This window comes from Micromonospora sp. NPDC048986, from assembly GCF_040649335.1.
Taxonomy (GTDB): domain Bacteria; phylum Actinomycetota; class Actinomycetes; order Mycobacteriales; family Micromonosporaceae; genus Micromonospora; species Micromonospora alfalfae.
Genome location: NZ_JBEZFJ010000001.1, coordinates 243,561 through 266,978 on the forward strand (window position 1 = coordinate 243,561; position 23,418 = coordinate 266,978).

Annotated in this window: 21 protein-coding genes; 11 read left to right on the forward strand and 10 right to left on the reverse strand. The window is 71.8% G+C overall.

Annotated elements, in window-relative coordinates; all coding sequences use genetic code 11:
• Positions 1–26 precede the first annotated feature (26 nt).
• The 8 genes from AB0B94_RS01105 to AB0B94_RS01140 all read left to right on the forward strand — a co-directional run bounded on the left by AB0B94_RS01105 (position 27) and on the right by AB0B94_RS01140 (position 6,602).
• On the forward strand, positions 27–737 hold the full coding sequence (locus AB0B94_RS01105; protein WP_357266953.1) for an FCD domain-containing protein: 711 nt from the start codon (positions 27–29) through the stop codon (positions 735–737).
• Positions 734–1,879, forward strand: coding sequence for a galactonate dehydratase (gene dgoD, locus AB0B94_RS01110; protein WP_357266956.1), 1,146 nt, complete (start codon positions 734–736; stop codon positions 1,877–1,879). Before AB0B94_RS01105 ends, dgoD begins: the two co-directional genes overlap by 4 nt.
• Positions 1,876–2,712 carry a hypothetical protein gene (locus tag AB0B94_RS01115; protein WP_357266958.1) on the forward strand — a complete coding sequence of 279 codons (837 nt, stop codon included), beginning with the start codon at positions 1,876–1,878 and terminating at the stop codon, positions 2,710–2,712. The genes dgoD and AB0B94_RS01115 overlap by 4 nt, the downstream gene beginning before the upstream one ends.
• A 10-nt stretch (positions 2,713–2,722) precedes the next feature.
• Positions 2,723–3,343, forward strand: coding sequence for a bifunctional 4-hydroxy-2-oxoglutarate aldolase/2-dehydro-3-deoxy-phosphogluconate aldolase (locus tag AB0B94_RS01120; RefSeq protein WP_357266961.1), 621 nt, complete (start codon positions 2,723–2,725; stop codon positions 3,341–3,343).
• Positions 3,340–4,281, forward strand: a complete 942-nt coding sequence (locus AB0B94_RS01125) for a sugar kinase (RefSeq protein ID WP_357266964.1) — start codon at positions 3,340–3,342, stop codon at positions 4,279–4,281. The genes AB0B94_RS01120 and AB0B94_RS01125 overlap by 4 nt, the downstream gene beginning before the upstream one ends.
• Positions 4,282–4,301: 20 nt before the next feature.
• Positions 4,302–5,183, forward strand: a complete 882-nt coding sequence (locus AB0B94_RS01130; RefSeq protein ID WP_357266967.1) for an SMP-30/gluconolactonase/LRE family protein — start codon at positions 4,302–4,304, stop codon at positions 5,181–5,183.
• Between the two features lie 90 nt (positions 5,184–5,273).
• The gene (locus tag AB0B94_RS01135) at positions 5,274–6,377 is read left to right on the forward strand and encodes an L-dopachrome tautomerase-related protein (RefSeq protein WP_357266970.1); all 1,104 of its coding nucleotides are present in this window, start codon (positions 5,274–5,276) and stop codon (positions 6,375–6,377) included.
• Positions 6,378–6,455: 78 nt separating this feature from the next.
• Positions 6,456–6,602: a hypothetical protein gene (locus tag AB0B94_RS01140; protein ID WP_357266973.1), complete on the forward strand. Its 147-nt coding sequence runs from the start codon at positions 6,456–6,458 to the stop codon at positions 6,600–6,602.
• A 14-nt stretch (positions 6,603–6,616) separates the two neighbouring features.
• Here the strand turns inward: AB0B94_RS01140 and AB0B94_RS01145 are convergent, their stop codons facing one another.
• The 9 genes from AB0B94_RS01145 to AB0B94_RS01185 form a co-directional block, all read right to left on the reverse strand.
• Entirely contained in the window at positions 6,617–7,372 is a 756-nt protein-coding gene (locus AB0B94_RS01145) for a dienelactone hydrolase family protein (protein WP_357266976.1), read from the reverse strand.
• Positions 7,373–7,493: 121 nt separating this feature from the next.
• The gene (locus AB0B94_RS01150; RefSeq protein ID WP_357266979.1) at positions 7,494–9,509 is read right to left on the reverse strand and encodes an FAD-dependent oxidoreductase; all 2,016 of its coding nucleotides are present in this window, start codon (positions 9,507–9,509) and stop codon (positions 7,494–7,496) included.
• A gap of 104 nt (positions 9,510–9,613) precedes the next feature.
• On the reverse strand, positions 9,614–10,294 hold the full coding sequence (locus AB0B94_RS01155; protein ID WP_210782924.1) for a response regulator: 681 nt from the start codon (positions 10,292–10,294) through the stop codon (positions 9,614–9,616).
• Positions 10,291–12,840, reverse strand: coding sequence for a DUF4118 domain-containing protein (locus AB0B94_RS01160; RefSeq protein ID WP_357266983.1), 2,550 nt, complete (start codon positions 12,838–12,840; stop codon positions 10,291–10,293). The genes AB0B94_RS01155 and AB0B94_RS01160 overlap by 4 nt, the downstream gene beginning before the upstream one ends.
• 71 nt (positions 12,841–12,911) lie before the next feature.
• Positions 12,912–13,793 (reverse strand): potassium-transporting ATPase subunit C, encoded by an 882-nt coding sequence (locus tag AB0B94_RS01165; RefSeq protein ID WP_357266986.1) that lies wholly within the window; start codon positions 13,791–13,793, stop codon positions 12,912–12,914.
• Positions 13,793–15,976 (reverse strand): potassium-transporting ATPase subunit KdpB, encoded by a 2,184-nt coding sequence (kdpB, locus tag AB0B94_RS01170; protein WP_357266989.1) that lies wholly within the window; start codon positions 15,974–15,976, stop codon positions 13,793–13,795. The genes AB0B94_RS01165 and kdpB overlap by 1 nt, the downstream gene beginning before the upstream one ends.
• A 20-nt stretch (positions 15,977–15,996) precedes the next feature.
• Positions 15,997–17,652: a potassium-transporting ATPase subunit KdpA gene (gene kdpA, locus AB0B94_RS01175; RefSeq protein ID WP_357266992.1), complete on the reverse strand. Its 1,656-nt coding sequence runs from the start codon at positions 17,650–17,652 to the stop codon at positions 15,997–15,999.
• Positions 17,652–17,741 (reverse strand): K(+)-transporting ATPase subunit F, encoded by a 90-nt coding sequence (kdpF, locus tag AB0B94_RS01180; RefSeq protein WP_036410889.1) that lies wholly within the window; start codon positions 17,739–17,741, stop codon positions 17,652–17,654. The genes kdpA and kdpF overlap by 1 nt, the downstream gene beginning before the upstream one ends.
• A gap of 458 nt (positions 17,742–18,199) precedes the next feature.
• Positions 18,200–19,240, reverse strand: a complete 1,041-nt coding sequence (locus tag AB0B94_RS01185; protein ID WP_112603623.1) for an SAM-dependent methyltransferase — start codon at positions 19,238–19,240, stop codon at positions 18,200–18,202.
• 72 nt (positions 19,241–19,312) lie between these two features.
• On the opposite strand from AB0B94_RS01185, the gene AB0B94_RS01190 reads away from it, so the two are divergent.
• The gene (locus AB0B94_RS01190; protein WP_357266995.1) at positions 19,313–20,191 is read left to right on the forward strand and encodes a zf-HC2 domain-containing protein; all 879 of its coding nucleotides are present in this window, start codon (positions 19,313–19,315) and stop codon (positions 20,189–20,191) included.
• Here AB0B94_RS01190 and AB0B94_RS01195 read toward each other — a convergent pair.
• The gene (locus tag AB0B94_RS01195; RefSeq protein ID WP_357266999.1) at positions 20,164–20,811 is read right to left on the reverse strand and encodes a helix-turn-helix domain-containing protein; all 648 of its coding nucleotides are present in this window, start codon (positions 20,809–20,811) and stop codon (positions 20,164–20,166) included. The genes AB0B94_RS01190 and AB0B94_RS01195 overlap by 28 nt on opposite strands.
• A 236-nt stretch (positions 20,812–21,047) precedes the next feature.
• Here AB0B94_RS01195 and AB0B94_RS01200 point away from each other — a divergent pair, with 236 nt between their 5' ends.
• Both AB0B94_RS01200 and AB0B94_RS01205 read left to right on the forward strand, forming a co-directional pair.
• Complete coding sequence (locus AB0B94_RS01200; protein WP_357267002.1) at positions 21,048–22,208, forward strand: acyl-CoA dehydrogenase family protein; 1,161 nt, start codon at positions 21,048–21,050, stop codon at positions 22,206–22,208.
• Positions 22,198–23,412, forward strand: a complete 1,215-nt coding sequence (locus tag AB0B94_RS01205) for an acetyl-CoA C-acetyltransferase (RefSeq protein WP_357267005.1) — start codon at positions 22,198–22,200, stop codon at positions 23,410–23,412. Before AB0B94_RS01200 ends, AB0B94_RS01205 begins: the two co-directional genes overlap by 11 nt.
• The last annotated feature ends 6 nt before the right edge of the window (positions 23,413–23,418 follow it).

Here is a 23,418-nt window from a genome sequence, read left to right on the forward strand (position 1 = left end):
ACCGACCAGCGAAAAGGCCAGGAGCATTGGCACAGTACGCACGCCGCGGCGTCCACGGGCAGACAGTCGAAGCGATCGCCCGTCGTATCCTCACCGGCGAGATCGCCGCTGGCGCGACGCTGAACATCGTCGCGTTGCAGGAGGAGTTCGACGTCAGCCTCACCGCGCTCCGCGAGGCGCTGAAGGTCCTCTCGGCCAAGGGCATCGTCGACGCCCGACAGAAGCGCGGCACCTTCGTCCGACCCCGTGCGGACTGGAACCTGCTCGACGGTGACGTGATCCGCTGGCAGTTCGCCGAGGGCACCGACCAGCGGTTGCTCGACCAACTGCACGAGGTGCGCGCCATCATCGAGCCGGCAGCCGCACGGCTGGCCGCCACCCGCGCCACCGAGGACGACCTGACCGCCCTCGACCGGGCGCTGGCCGAAATGTCCCGGGCCAACGGTGACCCCGCCGCCGCCATCGCCGCCGACCTCGCCTTCCACCGCGCGCTGCTCACCGCCACCCACAACGAGCTGCTGGAGCGGATGGAGGTGGTGATGGAGACCGGGCTCGCCGAACGGGACCGGCTGGTGCACGGTGGCACCCCGCACGACGACCCGGTGCCCAGCCACCGCGCCGTGGTCGACGCGCTGCGCGACCGGGACGAGACGGCGGCCGAGACCGCGATGCGTCAGTTGCTGGACAAGGCCGTCCGCGACGTCGAGAAGGTACGGGGACGAAGGGGCAGTCAGTGAAGATCGAGCGGATCGAGACCTTCCTGGTCGCGCCACGGTGGTTGTTCTGCCGGGTGGAGACCGACGACGGGCTGGTCGGGTGGGGTGAGCCGGTGGTCGAGGGCCGCGCCGAGGTGGTGCGCAGCGCGGTCGAGGTGCTCTCCGAACACTTGATCGGTGCGGACCCCCTGCGCATCGAGCAGCACTGGCAGGTGCTCACCAAGGGTGGCTTCTACCGGGGCGGCCCGATCCTCTCCAGCGCCGTCGCCGGCCTCGACCAGGCGCTCTGGGACATCGCCGGGCAGGCGTACGGCGCGCCGGTGCACGCGCTGCTCGGCGGGCACGTGCGCGACCGGGTACGGATCTACTCGTGGGTCGGCGGGGACGAACCCGGCGAGGTGGCCGACGCCGCCGCAGCGCAGGTCGCCGCCGGCCTCACCGGGATCAAGATGAACGCCTGCGGGCGACTCTCGCCGATCCCCACCTCGGCCGAGGTGGACGCGGTCATCGGCCGGGTGGCGGCCGCCCGCGAGGTGCTCGGCCCCGACCGGGACATCGCTGTGGACTTCCACGGTCGCGCCGGACTGGCCGCCGTCCGCCGGATCCTGCCCGAGCTGGCCGCCCTGCGCCCGTTCTTCGTGGAGGAGCCGGTCCTGCCCGATCAGGCTCACCACCTGCGCGACATCGTCGCCGGCACGCCGATCCCGGTGGCCACCGGCGAGCGGCTCTACGGTCGGTCCGAGTTCCTCGCCCCGTTGCAGGCCGGGGTCGCAGTGGTCCAACCGGACCTGTCGCACGCCGGTGGGATCTCCGAGGTCCGCCGGATCGCCGCGCTGGCCGAGACGTACGGCGCGCTGCTCGCCCCGCACTGCCCGCTCGGCCCGATCTCCCTGGCGGCCAGCCTCCAGGTGGCCTTCGCGACGCCGAACTTCCTGATCCAGGAGCAGAGCATCGGCATCCACTACAACGCCGGCTCGGAACTGCTCGACTACCTGGTCGACCCCGAGCCGTTCCGGTTCGTGGACGGGCACATCGCCCGCCTCGACCGGCCCGGCCTGGGCATCACCGTCGACGAGGCGGCGGTCCGCAAGGCCGCCCAGACGCCGCACGCCTGGCGCAACCCGGTCTGGCAGCACGCCGACGGGTCCTTCGCCGAGTGGTGACCGGCGCGCGGCCGGTGGCCCTGCGGGTGGCGTACGACGCCGCGCACGGCGGTCGATGGACGAGTCTGCGCGGCGGCGGCCGGGAGTGGCTGTGGCGTGGCCCGGAACCCGGCCGGCACGGGGTACGCCCCGACGACGCGTTCGTCGACGCCGGTGGGCTGGAGGAGTGCCTACCCACAGTGCGCGGCGAGCCCGACCACGGCGAGGTGTGGTCGCGGCGGTGGCGCAGCGGCGGCCCTGACACCTTGGTCATCGAGCGGCCGACGTTCACGCTGAGCCGGCGGATCACCGACGACGGTGGCGTGGTGGTGGCCGACTACCGGCTGGCCGCCGACCCCGGTTACCGTTTCGTGTGGGCCGCACACGCCCTGCTCGGCCTCTCCCCCGAGGCTCATCTCGACGCCCCCGCCGGCACGCCCACCCGGCTGCATCCGGAGGCCGCCGCACTCCTGCCGCCGGGCGTCTGGCCCACCGGTAGCCCGTGGCTGACCGGGCCGTGGCCGGCTCCCGTCGGGCTGACGCTGGACACCTTCGGGCCGGACGACGGGACCGCGCTCGGCGCGGTGCTGCTCGACTGCCCACGGGCCCAGGTGATCGACGGCGACGACCGGCTGATCCTGGAGCTGGAGTGTGACGGCCAGCCCCGCAGCACCGCGCTCTGGCGCAACCTGGGCGGCTGGCCGGCCGACTGCCCCTACCGCAGCATCGGTGTCGAACCGATGCTCGGCAGCGCCTTCGACCTCGCTGACGCCGGCCCCTCCGACGCGGCGGTCGTCCCGCCCACCGGCGAGGTCACCTGGCGACTCACCATCTCCGCCCACCGCAACCACTGAGGACACCGTGATGAACCTGCTCGACGAGCTGCGTACCCACCGGCTGTTGGCCATCGTGCGCGGCCCGGACCCGGCCGCCGCGCTGACCGCCGTGCTCACACTGGCCGAGAGCGGCGTCGCCCTGGTCGAGGTCTCGCTGACCAGCGCCGACGCGCTCGGCGTCATCCGACGCGCCCGGACCGCCCTCGGCCCCGGCTACGCCCTGGGCGCCGGCACCGTGCTCAGCGCCGAGGACGCCCGCGCGGCGGCCGACGCGGGTGCTGGTTTCCTGGTCACGCCGGCGATCGCCGCGAGCCTCGCCGAGGGCGGCCGGCTCGGCCTGCCGGTGCTCGCCGGTGCCCTCACCCCCACCGAGGTGGTGCAGGCAACCGACGGCGGGGCCGCCGCGATCAAGCTCTTCCCGGCCTCGTTCGGCGGGCCCGACTACCTCGGCGCCCTGCGCGACCCGTTCCCCGGTGCCGCGTTCGTGCCGGTCGGTGGGGTCGACGCGGACGGTGCGCGACGCTACCTGGAACGGGGTGCGGTCGCTGTCGGCGTCGGCTCCCCGCTGCTCGGCGACGCCGTCCGTGGCGGCGACCAGGTGGCGCTGCGGGAGCGCGCCGCCGCCTTCCTCGCGGCGGTCCGGCAATGACCGACCTGCTCACGCTCGGCGAGACGATGGCGGCGTTCCGCACCACCGGCCCGCTGCGACTGGGCGGCACCGCCGGCATCTCCGTCGCCGGATCCGAGTCGAATGTGGCGATCGGCCTGGCGCGGCTCGGCCACCGGGCCGCCTGGGTCGGCGTCACCGGCGCTGACGAGCCCGGCGAGCTGGTCCGCCGTACGCTGCGCGCCGAGGGTGTCGACCTGACCTGGTCCCGGGTCGACGCGACCGCCCCCACCGGCCTGATCCTCTTCGAGAACCGGGTCGCCGACATCAACCGGGTCACCTACCACCGTGCCGGGTCGGCCGGCTCCCGGCTGGGCCCGGCCGACGTGACACCTGCCTTCGACGCGCCCGGGCCGCCACCCCGGCTGCTGCACGTCACCGGCATCACCTGCGCGCTCGGCGTCGAGCCGTACCAGGCGGTGGTGGAGGCCGTGCGGCGTGCCCGCGCGGCCGGCAGCACGATCTGCCTTGACGTCAACCACCGCAACCGGCTCTGGTCGGTCGCCGAGGCCGCCGCCGCGCTGCGCCCGCTGCTGCCCTCGATCGACCTGGTGATCGCCTCCGACGACGAGTTGGCGGTGCTGACCGACGCCACCGACCCGGCCACGGCGCTACTCTCGGCCGGCGCCACCGAGGTAGTGGTCAAGCACGGCGGCGACGGGGCGACCAGCCACAGCGTGACCGGCGTCATCCACCGTCCAGCCCGGACGGTGCCGGTGGTGGACACCGTCGGCGCTGGTGACGCGTTCGTCGCCGGGCTGCTCTCCGGCTGGCTCGACGGCCTCGACGCGCCGGCCCGACTGGACCGGGCCGTCACCACCGGCGCGTTCGCGGTCGCCACCCGTGGTGACTGGGAGGGCCTGCCCGACCGGACCGAGCTAGCGCTGCTCGACCACGGCCCCGGCGGTACGGTCCGCTGACGATCCTTTGGAGGAACATCATGGAGCTGACCGAGCCGACCGTCTGGAGCACCGACCGGCTGGAGTTGGGTGAAGGCCTGCGCTGGGTCGACGACCGGCTGGTCCTGGTCGACCTGCTGGCCGGGCGACTGTTGGAGACCGACGGCGACGCCCCGAGCCCGCTGCGGGAGCTGCGCCGCCTCGACGTGCCGCTCGGCGCGGTCGCCCCGGTGGCCGACCGACCCGGTGAATGGCTGGCCGCCGCCGGGACCGGCGTCACGGTGCTGCCCGCCACCGGCGACCCCCGCCCGGTCGTCGGGCTGGTCGCCGACGCACCCGAACCGACCCGGATGAACGACGCGGTCGCCGACCCGCACGGCCGGTTCTGGGCCGGCAGCATGACGTACGCGATGGTGCCCGGCGGAGGCACGCTGTTCCGCCTCACACCGGGCGCCGAGCCGGTCCCCGCGGTGACCGGGCTGACCATCCCGAACGGGCCGGCGTTCGACGCGACCGGCACCACCATGTACCTGGCCGACACCCCGCGCGGCGAGATCGACCGGTTCACAGTCGACCCCGCCACCGGGTCCCTGCGCGGCCGGGAGCCGTTCCTGCGGCTGTCCCCCGCCGACGGCGGCCCGGACGGCATGACGCTCGACGCGGCCGACCACCTCTGGATCGCGTTGTGGGGCGGCTCGGCGGTACGCCGCTACCGGCCGGACGGCACCCTCGACCGGGAGATCCGGCTGCCGGCCAAGCAGCCGGCCGGCATCTGCCTCGGCGGCCCCGACCTGCGGCGACTTTTCATCGGCACCGCCCGGGTGGGGCTGGACTCGCCGGGCCCGCAGGACGGCGCGCTGCTCGCGGTGGACGTTCCGGTGCCCGGCCTGCCCGCCGCGCGCGGCGCCGCGCCAGCGAGCTGATCGGAGGCATACCGGACGCCAGGGCGGGAACAAACGCCGTAACAGCCGACCGGTAGGGAGCGAGCCGATGAGCACCGTGGGGCGGACGTCATGAACGGGCCGGTCGGCGACGAGCCGATTGGCGAACTGGAACTGGTGCACACCTTCACCGGCCCGATGCCGACCGGGGTGAGCGTCTCGCACCGGGGCCGGATCTTCGTCAACTTCCCGAAGTGGGGCGACGAGGTGCCGGCCACAGTCGTCGAGCTGCGGGACGGCCAGGAAATGCCCTACCCCGACCAGGCGTGGAACGACCCGTCCGGCGACGACGACGCGGGCGCGTTCGTTTCGGTGCAGAGCATCGTGGTGGACCCGGCGGACCGGCTCTGGGTGCTGGACACCGGCAGCCCGATGTTGCAACCCACCAAGCCGGGCGGCCCGAAGCTGGTCCGGGTCGACCTGGACACCGACACCGTCGCCCAGGTGATCACCTTCCCGGCGGACGTGGCGCTGCCGACGACGTACCTCAACGACGTCCGCTTCGACCTTCGGCGGGGCGAGGCGGGGGTCGCCTACATCACCGACTCCGCGTTCGCCGGGCCGAACGGGATCATCGTGGTGGACCTGGCCAGCGGGGCCTCCTGGCGGCGGCTGCACGACCATCCGTCCACCAAGGCGGAGCCGCTGACGTCGTTCCGCCCGATTGTCGAGGGCCGACCGTTCCTGGAACGACCGGCCGACGGGCCGCCGAAGCCGGTGAGCATGGGCTCCGACGGCATCGCCATCTCCGCCGACGGCACCCGGCTCTACTACTGCCCGTTGGCGTCCCGGCGTCTTTACAGCGTCTCCACCGAAGCGCTGGCCGACCCGGGCGTCACCCAGGAGGCGGTCGCCGCGACGGTTGTCGACGAGGGCGACCGGGGCACCGCCTCGGACGGGTTGGAGAGCGACGACGCCGGGCGGCTCTACATCACCTCGTACGAGCACAACGCTGTGCTACGTCGACTGCCCGACGGCGAGTACGAGACGCTTGTGCACGACCCGCGACTGCTCTGGCCGGACACCATGTCGGTGGCCACCGACGGGTACCTCTACGTCACCGCGAACCAACTGCACCGGCAGCCGCAGTACCAGCGCGGCAAGGACCTGCGGCGCAAGCCGTACGCGCTGTTCCGCACCCGCATCGACGCCGGCCCGGTGCTGCTGCGCCGCTGAGGCGAGGTTGCCCCCGCTTCCCATGATCAGGTGATGAAAAGCAGGTCTCCGAGCCGTTCTTGACCTAATTTTCATCACTTGATCACCAGACCACGACGTCGTGACGACGGGGACGGCCACTTCGGCACGTTTGGCGTGCGTTACGCGGACGTACCGGTCGAGACGGCGGACATCGTCCTGCCGGGCGGGCGGTACGAATTGGTGTACCGGGTCCCGGTGGACTGAGCCCGCCCCAGCGCTCAACTCTTTGGCAGATTGCGGTCCAGGAGGTCGAACAGGGCGGCCCAGTGCCGTTCGGTGGCCTGCTCGTCGTACGCCGGGGTGTCGGCCATGGTGTAGCCGTGGTGCGCCCCGGTGTACACCTCGGAGCGGTAGCGCACCCCGGCGGCGTCGAGCGCCTGCTCCAGCGTGGCGATCTGCTCGGGCGTCATCGACTGGTCGGCGTCGGCGTGCCCGAAGTACAGCTCGCCGGTGATCGAGGCGACGCCCCGGTGTGGGCTGTCCGGCGCCTCGGTGACGATCCGCCCGCCGTGGAAGCTCGCCACCGCGGCGATGCGGTCCGGGTGCGCCTCGATGGCCCGCAGCGCGTTAGTGCCGCCCATGCAGTAACCGGTGATCGCGACCGGGCCCGGCCGCACGTCGTCGCGGGCGGCCAGGAAATCGAGGAACGCGGTGGTGTCCTGGCTGATCACCTCGGGAGTCAACGCGCCCACCAGCGGCATGATCTTCTCGAAGAGCGCACCGCGCTGGTCGGCCTCGCCGAGGCGGGACAGGTCGAACAGCGGTGCCCGGCCGGCCCGGTAGAACAGGTGGGGCGTCAGCACCAGGTAGCCGCGTTCGGCGATCCGCTCGGCCATCTCGACCAGGCGCGGGCGCGGCCCGAACGCGTCCATGAAGAGCAGCACCGCCGGGAACGGACCGTCGCCGTCCGGTCGGGTCAGGCTCGCGTCCGCCACTCCGTCACTGGTCGGGATGTCCACCGTCGTCGTCAGCACCGTGCCTCCTCGTACGCCGATCTTGGTCCGTTCCGAACGTTACCCGCCGTGTCGGCGCGCCCGGCCGGCAGCCGCGTGAACGGAACGTCAAGAAGTCGATCGGGCACGGATCCGACGCCGTTCAGGCGCGGACGAAGCGGACCGCGTCGGCGACCACGTACCCGTCGGTGTCCTCGGTGCGGATCAGCACGCTGCCATCGCTGCCCGCCGTGAACGGGTAGGTGCCCAGCGGCACCCACTGGCCGCCGGACTGCCGCTGGTCCACAGTAGTGGTGACCAACCCCCCGGAGTACGCGATGTCCACCGGCACGTTCGTCGCCCGGTTCGGGTGTCCGGTCCAGCGCAACTGCACCGTCCACGACCCGGAGGCGGGCAGTGTCGGGCGGAACCGCAGCCGGTTGACCCCCTTGCCGACGTTGCCGTCGTGCTCGTAGTCCGGGCCGTAGTAGCCGCCGGTGCTGGTGCTGCGCAGCCACGTCCCGGCCCGGGTGATCCCGCTGGACGACGCGTTGTCCAGGATCACCTCGCTGGTGCTGCCCCATTCCAGCACCGCGCCGTCCTGCCGCAGCCGGGCCTGGAGGGCGGGCACGGAGACGGCCTGCACGGCGAGGTTCCCGGCGAGCGCCAGGGACGCCGCAGTGGCCGCGGCCTGCCCGAGGATCATGAACACGGGTTCCATCCGGATCGAGCCGTACGCGATGTGGCTCGCCGAGAGGCAGACCGGCACCAGCAGGTTGGCGCACTGCGCCTGGTGCGGCACTATCGCCCGGTAGCTCACCGGGTACGGCGCCGGCACGCCGATCTGCACGTCCCCCTCGTTGCGCACCTTGCCGTCGACGACCACCCGCTGACAGTTGTGCGAGTCCATCGTGTAGCTGGCCAGGCCCACCGAGTCGGTGGCGCGTACCCGACCCCGACAGTCGGCCTCGGTCATCACGTAAGCGGAGATCATCCGGCGTGCCTCGCGGATGTAGAGCAGCGGCGGCCAGCCGCCCGTGCCGGTGAACTCGTCCACCGGCAGTCCCCACCGGGCGGTCGAGTCGCGCACCGACGCCGGCAGTCGGCTGTCGTTGGCCAGGAACCACATCAGCCCCTGCTGGTAGCTGCGATGCTCGGCGATGATGCTCTCCCGCGTCACCCAGCTCGCCGTCGGGTACGCGTAGTTGAAGCCGATGTTGTCGGTCGACACGGCGCCGTTGTTGTTGGAGTCGGTCTTTGCGCCGCCTACCGAGTGGGTGGTGAAGTACGGCCCCGGGTAGCCGGCCTGGATGTGCCGCAGCAGCAGCTCGTACCGGATCGGGTCGTAACCGGACGGCTTGCCGAACGGGATCCGGTTGGCCGCCTGGGTCAGGCACATCCGGAAGCAGTACGCCTGGATGCGGTCGTCGCCGCTGCCCTGCGGGGCGAGCGGAGTGGCGGAGATGCCCGGCAACAGCCCGCTGGCGGGCGAGCCGGCCGTCACGTACGGGTCGACGGGGTAGGCGAACTGGTGGGTGTTGCGCGACTGCACCCCGTTGATCGTCTCGCCGTAGGTGTCGTTGGACTCCCGCCCGACGGTGAACCCCACGCCGGCCATGGCCAGCAGATCGCCCTCGTAGGTGGCGTCGACGAACACCCCGCCCCGGTAGATCGACCCGTCCTCGGTGCGCAGCTCGGTGATCCGGTTCCCGGTTCGGCCCAGGCCGGCCAGCCGGGCGTCGACGACCACCGGGACGCCCGCCTCGGCCAGCATCTCGGCGAAGACGGTGGTGGCGACGTGCGGTTCGAAGGTCATCCGCAGCGGTGACGTCGGAGTGAGGGTTCCGCCGTGGTACTTCACGTACACCCGGCGGTAGAACTCGGCGGCCAGCCCGCCGATGGACGCCTGGACGCCGGTGTCGGTGGCGCCCAGCCCGGCGGTGCTCAACCCGCCGACGTGGCTGGTGGGCTCCACCACCACTGCGGTGCGGCCCAGCCGGCGCATGGTGATGGCGGCGGCCAGCCCGCCGGAGGTGGCGCCGTAGACGACAAGGTCGGCGGTGGTGACGGCGGCTCGGGCGGGGGTGGCCCGGAACGGGTCGGTGAGGCCGGCCAGGACGAGGCCGGCACCGCCGGCGACCAGCAGCCGACGACGGGACAGGGGCAGGGGCACGGACACGGCGGGCTCCCGAGGGGTAACCGGTGAGGGGGACGGTTACAGAAGCACGCCGCTGCCGCTGCTAGCAGAAATTCTTCAATGTCCGCAGGCGGGTGTCAACGGGGTCAGGGGCGGTAGCGGTAGCCCATTCCCGGCTCGGTGATGAGGTGGCGAGGGCGGGCCGGATCGTCCTCCAGTTTGCGCCGCAGCTGGGCCAGGTACTGCCGCAGGTAGTTGGTCTCGTTCTGGTATTCCGGCCCCCACACGTCCTGGAGAAGCTGACGTTGGCTGACCAGCTTGCCGGGGTGACGCAGCAGCTTCTCCAGCACGCTCCACTGGGTGGGGGTCAGCTTGACCTCGGTGCCGTCGTCCCGCAGCACGCTGTGGTCGGCCAGGTCGACTGTGTGCTGGCCGATCCGCAGGGCCGGCACCGCTTCGCTGGGCGCGCCGAGGCGGCGGGTCACCGCGCGGATGCGGGCCAGCAACTCCTCCACCCCGAACGGCTTTGTCACGTAGTCGTCCGCGCCGGCGTCCAGCGCCGCGACCTTGTCCTCGCTGCCGGCTCGGCCGGAGAGCACGATGATCGGCACTGTGGTCCACCCGCGCAGGCCCCGGATCACCTCCACGCCGTCGATGTCGGGCAGGCCGAGGTCCAGCACCACCAGGTCGGGTGGGTGGCTGGCGGCGGCCTTCAACGCGGCGGCTCCGGTGCCGGCGACGTCCACGTCGTACCGGCGGGCGCGCAGGTTGATGCGCAGGGCGCGCAGGATCTGCGGTTCGTCGTCGACGACCAGGATGCGCGTCATTCCTGCGGCCCCTCCGAGCTGCTCGGCGCGGCGGGCAGCCGCAGCACCATGGTGAGCCCACCGCCGGGGGTGGTCTCCGGGGTGATGCTGCCACCCATCGCCTCGGCCAACCCCCGGGACAGGGCAAGACCGAGACCGACGCCGGTCTGGTTGTCCCGGTCACCGAGGCGTTGGAACGGCAGGAAGACGTGCTCCCACTGGTCCTCCGGGATGCCGGGCCCCCTGTCGATCACCCTCAGCTCGACCTGACCGGCGTGGGCGCTGGCGGTGATCGTGGGCGGCTGGCCGGGCGGGCTGTACCGCAGCGCGTTGGCGACGATGTTCACCAGCACCCGTTCCAGCAGGCCCGGGTCGGCGGTGGCGGCCGGCAGGTCGGCCGGGATGTCGGTGCCGACCGTCGCGGCCACCGGGCCAAGTTCGTCAAGCGCCAGGGGTACGGCGTCCTCCAGGCCGATCGCGGTCGCCGAGATGCCCAGCACGCCCGCCTGGAGCCGGCTCATGTCCAGCAGGTTGCCGACCAGCCGGGCAAGCCGGTCCAGCGACTCCTCGGCGGTCTCCAGCAACTCCTCGCGGTCGGACTCGTCGAACTCGATGTCGTGACTGCGCAGGCTGGTCACTGCGGCCTTCGCGGACGCCAGCGGGGTACGCAGGTCGTGGCTGACCGCGGCGAGCAGCGCGGTGCGCATCCGGTCCGCGGCGGCGAGAGGCCGGGCGGTGGCGGCCTCCTCGGCGAGCCGTTCCTGGCGCAGCGCGACGGCGGCCTGGGCGGCGAACGCCTCGACGATCCGCCGATCAGCGGCCTCCAGTCGTCGGCCGCTGAGCACGACGGTGATCCGGTCGTCGACCGGCACCGCCGTCTCGCCACCGTCGGGCGTGCCGGCCGGCTGCTCGCCGACGCTGGCCACCACACACCAGGCGTGCTCCTCGCGGGCCCGCTCCGGCCGCCCACCGGCCTCCTCGGCCAACTCCAGCACGCTCACCGCGCGCAGCCCGAAGGTCTCCCGGAGCTGATCCAGCAGGGCGGGCAACGGACGTTCGCCGCGCAGCACCCCACCGGCGACGGCGGCGAGGGTCTGCGCGTCGGCGGCGGCGCGCGCGGCCTCCCGGGTACGCCGGGCGGCCACGTCGACGATCCAGCTCACCGCGAGGGCCACCCCGACGAAGACGGCCAGGGCGAGGAGGTTGTCCGCCTCGGCGATGGTCAGCGTGCGGAAGGGCGGGGTGAAGAACCAGTTGAGCAGCAGTGAGCCGCCGAGCGCGGCCACCAGGGCCGGCCACACCCCGCCGACCAGCGCGACCCCGACGACCCCGGCGAGGAACAGCAGGATGTCGTTTGTCAGCGTCAGGTCGGGCAGTGTCTTCAGCAGCACTGTGAGCAGCGGCATGCCCAGCACCGCCAGGCCGAAGCCGAGCAGCCGGCGGCGTCGGGACAGCGCCGCCGGAACCGCCGCCGCCCGGCGGCCCTTGCCGGCCTGCTTGTGGGTGACCAGGTGCACGTCGATCGAGCCGGAGAGCGCTGTGGTGGTCACCCCGACGCCCCTGGCGAAGATCTGCGCGAGGCGACCCCGCCGGCTGGCCCCGAGCACCAGTTGGGTGGCGTTCACGCCCTGGGCGAAGTCCAGCAGCGCGGCCGGCACGTCGGTGCCGAGCACCTGGTGGTACGTGCCGCCCAGGCTCTCCACCAGCACTCGTTGCCGGGCCAACTGGGCCGGGTCGGCGCCGGCCAGACCGTCGCTGCGGGCCACGTGCACGGCGAGCAGGTCGGCGCCCTTGCTACGGGCCGCGACCCGAGCCGCCCGACGGATCAGCGTCTCACCCTCCGGGCCACCGGTCAGCGCCACCACCACCCGTTCCCGGGCCTCCCAGGTGGCAGCGATCCCCTGCTGGCTGCGGTAGCGGTCGAGCTGCTCGTCGACCTTGTCGGCCAGCCAGAGCAGCGCCAGCTCGCGCAGCGCGGTGAGGTTGCCGACCCGGAAGTAGTTGCCCAACGCGGCGTCGATCTTGTCGGGTCGGTAGATGTTGCCGTGCGCCATCCGCCGGCGCAGCGCCTCCGGGGTCATGTCGACAAGCTCGACCTGCTCGGCGGCGCGGACTATCTCGTCCGGCACTGTCTCCCGCTGGGTGGTGCCGGTGATCTGCGCGACGACGTCGTTCACCGACTCCAGGTGCTGCACGTTGACAGTGGAGAGCACGTCGATCCCCGCGTCGAGCAGCTCCTGGACGTCCTGCCAGCGCTTGTCGTGCCGGGAGCCGGGAATGTTGGTGTGCGCCAACTCGTCGACCACAGCTATCTGCGGCCGGCGGGCCAGCACCGCGTCCAGGTCCATCTCGGTGAACTCGACGCCCCGGTAGGTCATCGTGCGGCGGGGCACCTGCTCCAGGTCGCCGAGCATCTCGGCGGTGTGCTGGCGGCCGTGGGTCTCCACGAAGCCGATCACCACGTCGGTGCCGCGCGCGGCCCGCCGCTGGGCCTCCTCCAACATGGCGTACGTCTTGCCGACGCCGGGGGCGGCCCCCAGATAGATGCGCAGTTCTCCGCGTGGCACGGGGACCATCCTCCCTGGTCAGATCGGCGGGCGGGGCCGCGCCGGTCGGCCCGGCCCCGCCCGCGAGGTGCTCAGCGTGCGGCGAACTGCTTGTCGAGCGCGAGGTTGAGTTCCAGCACGTTGACGCCGGGCGCACCCAGGAAGCCGAGCCCCCGCCCGCCGGTGTGCTCCTCGACCAGCTTGCGGACCGCCGCCGGGTCCACGCCGCGCTCCCGCGCGACCCGGTTCACCTGCAGTTCGGCGTACGCCGGGCTGATCTGCGGGTCGAGGCCGCTGGCGCTGGCGGTGACCGCGTCGGCGGGCACCGTCGGGTCGGCGGGCGCGTCGCCCCGGATCGGTGTGACCACCCCACCGGCGGCCACGTAGTCCTCGCCGGGCTGGGCCGGCTCCACCGCGACACCCTGGTACTCGGTGACGAAGGGAGTGCTCGGGGCGGCCTGGTTGACGCTGACCACCCGGGTGACCGGGCCGGTCAGCCCGTCGGCGCGGAACACCGCGAGCACAGCGCCCACCCCGTCGTCGGTGCAGTACGGGCGTCGGCCGTCGACACCGTTGAGCTCGCCGACCGACTTGCTGCGCCCGCACACCTGGGTGAGCAGGCTCTCGCTGGATGCCTCCGGGTCGGTGGCGATGGTGTCGACGACGCTCTCCGGGCCCAGGTTGCTGGCCGAGGTGGCGGTCGGGTCGTAGCCGTCACCGGCGGCGGACGGGCGGGACTGGAAGTAGCGGGCGACGGGGTTGCCGTCCGCGTCGGTGAAGGACTGGCCGATCAGCGCGCTGCCGACAGTCGTTCCGCCCGAGGTGATCAGCGAGCCGTCGGTCCGGTGGTTGAGGCCGGGCAGCTGGCCGAGCGCTACCAGGGCCAGCGGGTAGACCAGGCCGAGCAGCACGGTGAAGACGAGCACGGCGCGCAGCGCGGCGAGGTGTTGGGCGATCCAGGTGGGTAGGCGCATCACGAAATCCCCGGGATGAACTGGATGAGCAGGTCGATGAGCTTGATCCCGATGAACGGCACGATGATGCCGCCCAGCCCGTAGACCAGCAGGTTGCGGCTGAGCAGCTTCGACGCGGCGGCCGGCCGGTACCGCACACCCCGCAGGGCGAGCGGGATCAGCGCGATGATCACCAGGGCGTTGAAGATGACGGCGGACAGGATCGCCGACTCCGGGCTGGACAGCCGCATGATGTTCAGCGCGTCCAGGCTCGGGTAGAGGCCGGCGAACATGGCCGGGATGATCGCGAAGTACTTCGCGATGTCGTTGGCGATGCTGAAGGTGGTCAGCGCGCCGCGGGTGATCAGCAACTGCTTGCCGATCTCCACGATCTCGATCAGCTTCGTCGGGTCGGAGTCGAGGTCGACCATGTTGCCGGCCTCCTTCGCGGCCGACGTGCCGGTGTTCATCGCCACCCCGACGTCGGCCTGTGCGAGCGCCGGCGCGTCGTTGGTGCCGTCACCGGTCATCGCGACCAGCCGGCCACCCTCCTGCTCCCGCTTGATCAGCGCGAGCTTGTCCTCCGGCGTCGCCTCGGCCAGGAAGTCGTCCACCCCGGCCTCGTCGGCGATCGCCTTCGCGGTCCGCGGGTTGTCGCCGGTGATCATCACGGTTCGGATGCCCATCCGGCGCATCTCGTCGAACCGCTCCCGCATGCCGGACTTGACCACGTCCTTGAGGTGGATGACGCCCAACGCGCGGGCGGGCGCACCGTCGACGTGCTCGGCGACCACCAGCGGGGTGCCGCCGGTGCCGCTGATCGCGTCCACGATCTCGCCGACCTGCTCGGTCGGGTGGCCGCCGTTCTCCCGTACCCACTTCATCACCGCGGCGGCGGCGCCCTTGCGGACCCGGCGGGCCGTGCCCACCGCGCCGCCGTCGACGCTGGCGTCCGGGGTGAGGTCGACGCCGCTCATCCGGGTCTGCGCGGTGAACGGTACGAAGGTGGCGTGCGGCATCACGCCGGGCTCGCGCTCGCGCAGCCCGAACTCGTTCTTCGCCAGCACGACCACCGAGCGCCCCTCCGGGGTCTCGTCGGCCAGGCTGGACAGCTGCGCGGCGTCGGCCAGCGCCGCGGCGTCGACCCCCTCGACCGGTACGAACTCGGCGGCCTGCCGGTTGCCCAGGGTGATGGTGCCGGTCTTGTCCAGCAGCAGGGTGTTGACGTCGCCGGCCGCCTCGACGGCCCGGCCGCTCATGGCCAGCACGTTGCGCTGCACGAGGCGGTCCATGCCGGCGATGCCGATGGCGGAGAGCAGCGCGCCGATGGTGGTGGGGATCAGGCAGACCAGCAGCGAGATCAGCACCACGCCGGTGACACCGGAGTCGGTGATCGCCCCGCTGTCCGGCGCGGCAGCCTGGTACGCCTTGGAGAAGATGGCCAACGGCTGGAGGGTGACCACTGCCAGCAGGAAGATGACGGTGAGCGCGGCGAGCAGGATGTTCAACGCGATCTCGTTCGGCGTCTTCTGCCGGTTGGCCCCCTCGACCAGGGCGATCATCCGGTCGATGAAGCTCTCCCCCGGCTTCTGGGTGATCTTGACGATGATCTGGTCGGAGAGCACCTTGGTGCCGCCGGTGACAGCGCTGCGGTCGCCGCCGGACTCCCTGATGACCGGTGCCGACTCGCCGGTGATGGCCGACTCGTCGACGCTGGCGATGCCCTCGACGATGTCGCCGTCGCCGGGGATGATGCCGCCGGCCTCGACGAGCACGACGTCGCCCTGACGCAGGTCCGGCGCCGGCACCGCCTCGTCGCGGTAGGTGTTGGCCCGCGCGCCCGGCCTCCAGTCGATCAGCCGGGTGGCGATGGTGTCCTTCTTCGCCTGCCGCAGGGTCGCGGCCTGGGCCTTGCCCCGACCCTCGGCGACCGCTTCGGCCAGGTTGGCGAAGACCACTGTCAGCCAGAGCCAGGCGGTGATCGCCCAGGCGAACACCGACGGGTCGAGCACCGCCAGGACTGTGGTGAAGGCCGCGCCGACCTCGACGATCAGCATCACCGGGTTGCGCCACAGGGTGGTGGGGTTGAGCTTGCGTACGGCGTCCGGCAGGGACCGGATCAACTGCTGGGGGTCGAGCAGGCCTCCGCCGATCCGGTTGCCCTGGTCGGCTGCGGTGGCGAGCTGCCCGGATGTCACGGACATGTCCTCGTTCCTCATGATGGTCAGAGCCCCTCTGCCAGCGGACCGAGCGCGAGCGCGGGCAGGAAGGTCAGCGCGACGAGGACCACGGTGACGCCGACGACCATGCCGATGAACAGCGGTCGGTGGGTCGGCAGGGTGCCCTCGGACGCGGGGGTGGGTGCCTGGCGGGCCAGCGAGCCGGCCAACGCGAGCACGAAGATCAGCGGCAGGAACCGGCCCAGCAGCATGCACAACCCGAGCGCGGTGTCCCACCAGGTGGTGTTGACGGTGATGCCGCCGAACGCCGAGCCGTTGTTGTTGCTGGCCGAGGTGAACGCGTACAGCACCTCGGACAGGCCGTGCGGGCCGACGTTGAGCGCCGTGGAGTTGTTGCCGGTGCCGAACGCGGCCGCCGTGCCGACGAGCACCAGGATCGGCGTGATCAGGAAGTAGAGCGAGGCGAACTTGATCTCGCGCGACCCGATCTTCTTACCCAGGTACTCGGGAGTGCGGCCCACCATCAGGCCGGCCACGAAGACGGTGATCACCGCGAGGATGAGCAGGCCGTACAGCCCCGAACCGGTGCCGCCCGGCGCGACCTCGCCGAGCATCATGTTGACCATCGTCATCATGCCGCCGAGCGAGGTGAACGAGTCGTGGAACGAGTTCACCGCACCGGTCGAGGTGAGCGTGGTGGCGGCTGCGAAGGTGGCCGAGTTCGACACGTCGAACCGCACCTCCTTGCCCTCCATCGCCGCACCGACCGCCTGCGGCACCGTGCCGTGCCCGGCCAGCTCGAAGATGTTGGTGATGGCGACGCTGAGGAACGCGAGGATGCCCATCACCGCGGCGATGGCGAAGCCCTGCCGGTTCTGCCCGACCATCCGGCCGAAGACCCGGGGCAGGCTGAACGGGATCAGGAAGATCAGGAAGATCTCCAGCCAGTTCGTCCAGGTGGTGGGGTTCTCGAACGGGTGCGCGCTGTTGACGTTGTAGAAGCCGCCACCGTTGGTGCCCAACTCCTTGATCACTTCCTGGCTGGCGACCGGCCCGCCGGTGATGGTCTGGGTGCCACCGGTCAGCGTGCTCACGTCGGTGCCGCCGGACAGGTTCTGCACCGCCCCGCCGATCATCAGCGCGATCGCGCCGAGCACCGCGATCGGCAGCAGGATCCGCAGCGTGATCCGGGTCAGGTCGACCCAGAAGTTGCCGAGCTGCCCGGTGCGACTGCGGGCGAAACCGCGTACCAACGCGACCGCCACCGCGATGCCGACCGCCGCCGAGACGAAGTTCTGCACTGCCAGGCCGGCCATCTGCACCAGGTGACCCATCGTCGACTCACCCGAGTACGACTGCCAGTTCGTATTGGTCACGAACGACACGGCGGTGTTCCACGCGCCGTGCGGCACCACCGGGTCGAAGCCCAGCGACAGCCACAGATGGTTCTGCACCCGCTGGAACAGGTACAGGAACAGGATCGAGACCGCGGAGAAGGCCAGCACGCTGCGGGCGTACACGCCCCAGGTCTGCTCGGCGGCCGGGTTGACCCCGACCAGCCGGTAGATGCCCCGCTCGACCCGGGACTGCCTGGTGCCGGAGACCGCCCGGAACATGTAGTCGCCGAACGGCTTGTAGACGGCGACGAGGGCCGCCACCAGCGTCAACACGAAGATGACGCCCGCTGTTGTCATGGTCATCAGAAGCGCTCCGGAAACAGCAGCGCGAACACCAGGAACGCGCCCAGGACGACCGCGAGCACCAGACCGACGGCGTTTACCGCGTTCACAGCTTCTCCACCGCCCGGACCACCAGGGCGAGCACTGTGAACAGCACCACCGTCAGGACCACGAACACCACGTCAGACACGCTGACTCCTCAGCCGGAAAGGTTCGTCGCGACCGCCTTCCGGTCGCGCCGGGCAATCAAAGCCCCACCACCCGCCGGACGGCACGAGTCATAACGCGACCATGACGGCGGCGAACCTTTTCTTGACATGGTTTTCACACCGAGCTGCTGATCAGGTGAAATGCGGCACAGCCCCGCGGTGGTCCGCGAGGTCGAGAGCAGTTGTCCGCCCTTTGCTCTGCACCCGCGGGGGCACCGGTTTTGCTCTGCACCCGCGGGGGCACCGGCTACCGACGGTGAGCGTCGCCTCGGGGGGTGCAGAGCAAAGGACCTACGAGACCATGCGCGACCCGGATGGGATGGCGCATGGCGCGGCGAGGGGCGGGGGTGCGGGGCCGCTCAGGCCGGGCGGCGGGCCACCAGCACGTCTCGCATGATCGACTGGTCCACCCGGTGCCGCAGCGCGCGGTAGGGCTCGGCGTCGACCACTGTCAGGCCGGCGTCGGCCAACGCCGCCGCCGCGTCGTCCCGACTGGCGACGTGGGTGTTCCAGGAGATCCCGAGCGCACCGCCGGGACGCAACAACCGGGCCCAGACCGGCGCGGCGTCCGCGAGCAACGCCAGCGGGTCGCGGGTCAACCCCTGCCCAGCGGTACGACTGCCGTGCTGCACGCCGTACGGCGCGTCGGCGACGACCAGGTCCACGGTCTCCGGGCGGAAGAACTCCGCCGAACGGGCGGTGTCGGCGTTGACAACGTCCAGCAACTGCGTCTGGCCTGCCTTGTGCTCCTCGCGGGTCGGCGCCAACTCGATCCGCACCCGCCGGCCGACCACCTTGCGCTCCCGCCGCACCGGCCCCGACTCCAGCACCCGGTGCTTGACCCGCTTCTGCTTCAGCCAGGTGGTGATGAACGCCCGGTACGCCTCGACGTCCTTCTGGTCGCGCTCGATTCCGGCGGCATCGAAGCCGTACATCAGCGCCTGGTTGAGGGTGGTGCCCCGACCACAGAGCGGGTCGAGCACCCGGAACCGGCGGCTGGTCATCTCGGCGGCCCAGTCCGAGGCGAGCAGGGTGACGTTGAGCAGCAGCTTGGTGAACTGCTCGTTGGTCTTGCCCGGGTACTTCTGGATGGTGAGCAGATCGTCGTCGTAACGGTCCAGACGGCTCCACTCGATCGGCCGCAACAACTCACCGACGATCTCGAACAACGCGTACCCGGCGGAGAGGTTGCCCAGCACGGCCAGGTCACGCTCGGTCAGCCCGTCACCGGTGAACGTGATGTAGGACGCCCCTCCGACGACCTCGGTGTCCAGCTCGCCGATCCGGCCGTCCAACGCCGAGCGGCCGAAGATCTCCAGCTCAGCTCGGGTGAGGTCGACTGCGGCGCGGGCGTACACCCGGTTGGTGGCGGGCAGGATCAGCAGGCCGTAACGCGTCATGATCCGGCGAGTATTCCACAACCGGTCACGGTCGCCGGGAACCGGAGCGGCTGCCGGAGCGACTACCGGTACATGGGGTGTGAGCAGTGGCGGGAGGTCCTGTCCGCGCAGTTGGACGGGGAGGAGACCGCCGCCGAACTGACGGCGGTGCAGGGGCACCTGGACGGGTGTGCCGAGTGCCGGGCCTGGTTCACGGCTGCGGCGGCGGTGACCCGTCGGGTTCGTACCCGATTGGTGGTTGAGGTGCCGGACCGGACGGCGGCGATCCTTGCTGCCGCCAGCGCGGCCCCGGCCCGCCGGTCGCGGTGGCGGCCTGGCCCGCTCGTCGCCGGCCTGCGAAAGGTGCCCGGACGGGGCCAGCTCGCCGCCGGGTTGCGCGCGGCGTTCGGACGTGGCCCGCTCGTCGCCGGCCTTCGGTCGGCGCTCGGGCTGCTCGGCGCGGTGCAACTGGTGCTCGGCCTGGCCCAGGTCGGCCGGGGTGCGACCGCCGACCACCTGCACCCCACCGGCCAGCACCTGTGGCACGAGTCGGCGGCGTGGAACGTGGCAGTGGGCGCGGGCTTCCTCTTCGTGGCGTTGCGCCGCAGCCCACCCGCCGGGCTGTTGCCGATGCTGAGCGCGTTCGTCGGCACGTTGCTGCTGTTGTCGGTCAACGACCTGGCCACCGGTTCGGTGGGCGGGGAGCGGCTGATCAGCCACGGCTTCCTGGTGGTCGGCTACCTGATCACGGTGCTGCTGTCCCGGCCCGGTCTGCGCCCCGGTGGGCCGGCACCGCAGCGGCAGCCGACACCGTCCCGGTGGCGGTTCGGGGCCGACGAGGTGGACCGACCGCTGCGGGTGGTACGCCCCGAGTCCTATCCGGCGCAGGCCGCCGACCGGTTCGCCGCGCCGGCGGCGCGGGCCGGGCATGTCACGCGTACCGATCAGGCCGGCGAACGGCGTGCCGCCTGATCGTCGGCGAGGACCTGCGGGATGACCTGCTCGACGATGGTCAGCAGGGTCGTGGTGAGCAGCAGGTGCACCTGGGCGCGGGTCAGCGCGCCACGCTGGAGCCACTCCCGGGCGGTCGACGTCGCCAACCCGCAGTACGCCCGGACCATGCCGCGAAGCTCCTCGTGGTGCTCGGCCTGGCCAGCCAGCCCGACGGCGACCAGCATCCGGTCCGCGGCGACCTCCTCGGCCTCGGCGAGCACCCGCTCCACGTCGGCGTCGCCGCCCATCCCCCGGGCGGTGACCGCCGCCAGCCACGAGGTGCTGTGCCGGGACACCACGTCGAGGAACCAGGTGACGCTGGCCTCGACCCGGGTCCGCAGATCACCCTTGGGCAGCCGCTCCACGGCAACCTCCGGGATGGTCACCATGACGCGGACGACTTCCAGGTAGAGGTCCTTCTTCGCCCCGAAGTAGTGGTTGACCAGACCGCGGGCGACACCAGCCTCGCGGGCGACGTCGGTGGTCGACACGTCCGCGTACGGGCGCTCGCCGAACAGCCGGACCGCGCAGGCCAGGATCTGCCCACGCCGGGCGTCCGGCTCCAAACGGCGGCGGCGCGGAGCCGTCTCGACACTCATCTGCCCGACCCTATCGACAGCTCACCGATCGGCCGCCGTTCCTCACCTTGATCACTTGATGCCCGGCCAATCAACGTCAGCTGACGACGGAGATCGAACAACCCGCTCCGCGCGCAGTGCAGCGCTGCCTCCGGGCCCCCGACCCGATCCCGCAACCTTGCCGACTCCGTCCCGCCGCGCCGGCTGCCGATCACGACTTATTGACACGCCGCCAACAGCGCGCGAGGGTGGTGCACATGCCGACGCCCGACGGTCCCCCCTCCCCCTGGCGCGAGCCGGAGCACGACGACCTGGCCGAGCTGGCCCGCACCTTCTTCACGAAGGAGGTGTTGCCGCACGCCGACCGCCTTCAGGAGCAGGGCCACCCGGACCGCGAGCACTACCGGCGCGCCGGTGAGCTGGGGCTGCTCGGCCTGTCGGTCCCGGAGGAGTACGGCGGCGGGGGCGGTGGGTTCACCCACGAGGCGGTGCTGCTGCACGAGCAGGCGTACGCCGGGGAGAACAGCCTCGGCCTGGCCGTCCACAGCGGAATCGTCACCGGCTACCTGGTGGCGTACGGCAGCGAGGAGCAGAAGCGGCGCTGGCTGCCCGGCCTGTGCAGCGGTGAGCTGGTCGGCGCCATCGCGATGACCGAGCCGGACGGTGGCTCCGATCTTCAGGCGATGCGTACCCGGGCGGTGCGCGACGGCGACGACTACCTGGTGACCGGCGCGAAGACGTTCATCACCAACGGCGGTCTGGCCGACCTGGTCATCGTGGCGGTGAAGACCGACCCCGAGCAACGGGCGGCCGGCGTCTCGCTGCTCGTCTGCGAGGTGGGCGGCAACCCGGAGGGCTTCCGGCGAGGCCGACTGCTGTCCAAGATCGGCCTGCACGCCAACGACACGGCGGAGTTGTTCTTCGACGAGCTCCGGGTGCCGACGGCCAACCTGCTCGGCGGCGCCGAAGGGCTGGGCTTCATCCAGCTCATGCAGCAGCTTCCGCAGGAACGGCTGGTCATCGGCGTTGGCGCGGTCGCCGCCATGGAACGGGCGGTCGCGCTGACCGTCGCGTACGCCAAGGAGCGCACCGCCTTCGGCAAGACCCTGATGGGTCACCAGAACACCCGGATGGTGCTCGCCGAGTGCGCCACCCGAGCCCGGGTCAGCCGCGTCTTCCTGGATGACTGCATCGTCCGACACACGCGTGGCGACCTGGACGTCTCCACGGCGGCGATGGCGAAGTCGTGGCTCACCGACGGGCAGTGCGAGGTAGTCGATCGGTGCCTTCAGCTCTTCGGCGGTTACGGCTACACGACGGAGTACCCAATCGCCCAGATGTACGCCGACGCCCGCGTCCAGAAGATCTACGGCGGCACCAACGAGATCATGAAGGAGTTGATCGCCCGTGCTCTCTGAGGCGTACGTCTATGACGCGGTCCGCACCCCGCGCGGACGCGGCCGGGACACCGGCGCGCTGCACGGGGTCAAGCCCATCTCCCTGGTGGTCGGCTTGATCGACGCGTTGCGGGAGCGCAACCCCGGCCTGGACGTCGGCCGGCTGGAGGATCTGCTGCTCGGCATCGTGACCCCGGTCGGCGAGCAGGGCGGCGACCTGGCCCGGGCCGCCGCCCTGCTGGCCGGGCTGCCCGACGAGGTGGGTGGGGTGCAGCTCAACCGGTTCTGCGCCTCCGGTTTGGAGGCGGTCAACTCCGCCGCCGCGCGGATCCGCTCCGGCTGGGAGCATCTGCTGCTCGCCGGCGGGGTCGAGTCGATGTCCCGGGTGCCGATGGGTTCCGACGGGGCAGCCTGGGCCACCGATCCGCAGACCGCGCTGGCCACGTCGTTCGTGCCGCAGGGCGTCAGCGCCGACCTGATCGCCACCCTGGAGGGCTTCACCCGCGACGACGTGGACGGCTACGCGCTGCGGTCGCAGGAACGGGCCGCCAAGGCCTGGGCCGGCGGGTACTTCGCCCGCTCGGTGGTGCCGGTCCGCGACGGCAACGGGCTGGACATCCTCACCGTCGACGAGCATCCGCGCCCGGAGACCACCCGGGAGGCGCTGGCCACGCTCACCCCGTCCTTCGCCACAATGGGTGAGGCGGCCGGTTTCGACGCTGTCGCGTTGCAGAAGTTCCACTGGCTGGAGGCGATCGAGCACGTCCACCACGCGGGCAACTCGTCCGGCATCGTGGACGGCGCGGCGCTGGTGCTGATCGGTTCGGAGCAGGTCGGTCGGGATCTCGGCCTCACCCCGCGCGCGCGGATCGTCGGCGCGGCGGTCACCGGCGCGGACCCGACGCTGATGTTGACCGGCCCGATCCCGGCCACCCACAAGGCGCTCGCCGTGGCCGGGCTGACAGTCGACGACATCGACCTGTTCGAAATCAACGAGGCGTTCGCCGCCGTGGTGCTCAAGTACGTCAGCGACCTACGCCTCGACCCGGACCGGGTGAACGTCAACGGCGGCGCGATCGCGCTCGGCCACCCGCTCGGCGCGACCGGAGCGATGCTGCTCGGTACGGCGTTGGACGAGTTGGAGCGCCGCGACCTGCGCCGGGCCGTGGTGACCCTCTGCATCGGCGGCGGCATGGGCGTCGCCACAGTTCTCGAGCGCTGCTGACCCGGA